The sequence below is a fragment of the Polaromonas sp. P1_E1_2 genome (assembly GCF_056406035.1).
The window spans coordinates 1-3,052 of sequence record NZ_JBFUAZ010000519.1 but is presented as its reverse complement, the minus strand read 5'-3'; the positions used below and the strand labels follow the sequence as shown (position 1 = coordinate 3,052).

The 3,052-nt window shown below is 57.4% G+C and carries 5 protein-coding genes; 3 read left to right on the top strand and 2 right to left on the bottom strand.

Annotation, left to right across the window (positions count from 1 at the left end):
- The 3 genes from AC1D1P_RS19190 to AC1D1P_RS19180 all read left to right on the top strand — a co-directional run.
- A partial coding sequence (locus AC1D1P_RS19190) for a peptidylprolyl isomerase (RefSeq protein ID WP_477674067.1) occupies positions 1 to 408 on the top strand: 408 nt, incomplete at its 5' end.
- Positions 409 to 535: 127 nt separating this feature from the next.
- Positions 536 to 1,315, top strand: a complete 780-nt coding sequence (rsmA, locus tag AC1D1P_RS19185) for a 16S rRNA (adenine(1518)-N(6)/adenine(1519)-N(6))-dimethyltransferase RsmA (protein WP_477670465.1) — start codon at positions 536 to 538, stop codon at positions 1,313 to 1,315.
- A 17-nt stretch (positions 1,316 to 1,332) separates the two neighbouring features.
- Positions 1,333 to 2,034, top strand: coding sequence for a glycosyltransferase family 25 protein (locus AC1D1P_RS19180; protein WP_477674066.1), 702 nt, complete (start codon positions 1,333 to 1,335; stop codon positions 2,032 to 2,034).
- A 266-nt stretch (positions 2,035 to 2,300) separates the two neighbouring features.
- Here the strand turns inward: AC1D1P_RS19180 and AC1D1P_RS19175 are convergent, their stop codons facing one another.
- Both AC1D1P_RS19175 and AC1D1P_RS19170 read right to left on the bottom strand, forming a co-directional pair.
- A complete protein-coding gene (locus AC1D1P_RS19175; RefSeq protein ID WP_348050784.1) occupies positions 2,301 to 2,750 on the bottom strand; it encodes a barstar family protein in 450 nt (149 codons plus the stop codon).
- Between the two features lie 54 nt (positions 2,751 to 2,804).
- The coding region (locus AC1D1P_RS19170; RefSeq protein ID WP_477674065.1) for a guanyl-specific ribonuclease at positions 2,805 to 3,052 on the bottom strand (248 nt) is incomplete at its 5' end.

The window sequence follows — 3,052 nt, the reverse complement described above, 5'->3', positions numbered from 1 at the left end:
CCACAGCTCAGTGAAGCCGCCGCGGTGGAGAAGCTGGCGGGTTTTAAAAGACGCATCCAGGCCGGGCAGGCTGATTTCGCGGCACTCGCACGTGAGAACAGCGACGATGCCTCCGCAAAGGAAGGCGGTGACCTCGGCTGGGCAAGCACCGGCATGTTTGTGCCTGAGTTCGAGAAAGTCATGAACGGGCTGGCACCCAATCAGGTCTCGGATCCCTTGGTATCCCGTTTTGGCGTCCATCTTATTCAGGTACTTGAACGCCGCGAGACCCAGCTATCGCAACGTGAACAGCGGGAGATGGCACGCGGTGTGCTGCGCGAGAAAAAGCAAAACGAAGCCTATGCACTGTGGATCCAGGAGATTCGGGGCCGCGCCTATGTGGAGTACCGTGACGCACCGCAGCTGTGAAGATCGCCTCAGGCCTTCCTTAAGGTTCCATTCGCGCTGCGTGGGCGGGTCAACTTTCCGGGTGACTTCTCCAAGAAACGGCAGCCTTGTTTGTATGCCAGTCTGGCGGCTTTAGGTCGCCCCCAATGTGAAACATATTCCGCGCAAGCGTTTTGGCCAGCATTTCCTGACGGATCAAGGCGTCATTGAGGGGATTGTGCAGGCGATTGCTCCACGTCCAGGACAGGCCATGGTGGAGATCGGGCCTGGATTGGCTGCGCTGACCCAACCCCTGGTTGAACGGGTGGGGCACTTGACGGTCATTGAGCTGGACCGCGATCTTGCCCGTCAGTTGCGATTGCACCCCCAGCTTGCCGTGGTTGAGTCCGACGTGTTGAAAGTGGATGTCCGCCAGCTGGCGCGAACGGCCTGTGCCGAAGGGCAAAAACTTCGGGTGGTCGGCAATCTCCCCTACAACATCTCTACACCCATCCTGTTTCATTTGCTGGATGCCGTGGAGGTCATAGAAGACCAGCACTTCATGTTGCAAAAAGAAGTGATAGACCGGATGGTGGCGGTGCCAGCTACCAGCGATTATGGCCGGCTCAGCGTGATGCTGCAGTGGCGCTACGCGATGGAAAATGTGCTGTTCGTGCCGCCGCACAGTTTCGATCCGCCGCCGCGGGTCGATAGCGCCGTGGTGCGCATGGTGCCGCATGCAGCGCCTGTGGCGCTGGACGTCAAACTCCTGAGTGAGCTGGTGCAGGTCGCCTTTAGCCAGCGCCGCAAGTTGCTGCGTCACACCTTGGGAAAGTGGCTSGACAGCCACGGTTTTGGCGGGCAGTTTGATGTCAAGCGACGCGCTGAAGAAGTCGGGGTGACCGAGTATGTGGCCCTGGCGCGGAGCGTAGCGCAACTGCGCAATTAGCTGTCGGTACACCTGATATGAAGATATTTGTCATCTCACTTCCCGAGGCGACCACCAGGCGAGCGACTATTGACCGGCAAATGATGGCGCTGGGGCTGCGCTATAGCCTGATTGATGGTGTGCGAGTCGACCCAGGACGGCTGGCCGAGGTTGGTTACAGCGAAAGTGCGCGCCTGATTCGTTATGGTTACAGCATGTCGCCGGGGGAGGTCGGCTGTTTTCTCGCGCATCGGGATGCCTGGAGAGCAGTGCTGGCCGAGGGCGGAAAATGCCTGGTGCTGGAAGATGACGTATTAATTCCAACGCTAAGTACGGCGTTGCTCGCCCAGCTTGAATTGGCACCGTATCCAATGGTCAGGCTCGCAGGCGTTTTTGAGAAACGGCACAAATTCATCGGCGACACACCGTACGCAAAGTATTGGGGTGACCCTTCCGGCGCGGCGGCTTATGTGCTGGGACCGCTGGAGGCCGCGGAGTTGATACGGCGATCAGCGCGGTTTTACATGGCCGTTGACGACTTTATGGAGGCGAGGCATTTACACGGTATCAATACCTATGCCTTGTTGCCCTATCCGGTCCGCCAGGCGGGAACCGACACGCAAATCGGCCATCGGGTTCGACCGCGATTGTCCGGCATCGCGCGTCTTCAGCTGATGCTGGTGCGCATCCCGATTGATATCAGCAAATATTTTCACCGCATTCTTTACTACATGTTTTAAGTCGCGGCGCCGTCGGATGCGGCCGTTGTCTTTAACTTCCGGCCTGGCGAAAAAAAGCCCGCAACAAGCGGGCCTTTTGTGAACCGGACAGCGTGCCTTTTTTCAGGCAGCTGCCAGCCAGTAACCCGCATTAAACGGGCTGCTCATGCGCAACGCCAGTGGCGACACGTCTACCAATTTGTCGGTCGGCATGACTTCTTCGCCTTCCGCGGTTGCTTGCTGGGCCTCATTCGCCCGATCCCCTTGGCCAATGTCTGGGGAGCGGGCTACAGAAAAGAATAGAAACATCTGAACGGTATCTTGCGATCCGCCCAGTAATCAGAGGCATCCCGGAAGATGTCGAGCAACTGCTCGCGCGCTTCCTTGTCAAATTTGGCGTTGGCCGGAATTTGCTCGAGCACGACAATAAAGCCGGGCTGCGGGCCTGACTTGTGGACCAGGTCCGTCATGCAGTCGTACAGTGCGTCGAAGTTTTTGCCGAAATGCGCCGGAAAGGTGTACTGCGCCGCAATCATGTCCAGCACGTCCTGCTTGCTCTGGGCGTTGCCCAGGTTGGCGTACAGGAAATGCTGGTTTAAATGTGTCGCGGCATCCTGCAGGTCTTGCACCCGGAAGGCCCGTATGGATTGAACGATATTGGGACGTACGCCGCGCAAGGGCGTTTCACCGTCCTTGCGCAAAGGCGTTTCGTTGTCCCGACGAAGTGGTGTATCCATCTCCGCTACTCTTTCTCTTAAGTCAAAAACTCAAAATAACGATCACAGTTCAATTTATTGAACGATTTTGCGAAAACTCGCATAGTGATCGTCGGTGTAATAACAGGCATCAGGTGCGACAGGTTTCAAGCCACCACAAACGATGCGCCGGGCTCCCCGGCTGCGCTCACCGGGCGTTCTGACGGTGTATTCACGGTAGTAACCGCGACTTTGAGCCGGTAGAAGTCGTTCCCGGTTCCCAAACACCACGCCGTCCTTTTCATGCTTGAAAGGCCCGCCTTGGTAGATCAGCACCATCATGT

Bases quoted from the DNA above. Each gene is read 5' to 3' on its own strand.
- AC1D1P_RS19175 (WP_348050784.1), bottom strand. From the start codon at position 2,750: ATGGATACACCACTTCGTCGGGACAACGAAACGCCTTTGCGCAAGGAC.
- AC1D1P_RS19180 (WP_477674066.1), top strand. From the start codon at position 1,333: ATGAAGATATTTGTCATCTCACTTCCCGAGGCGACCACCAGGCGAGCG.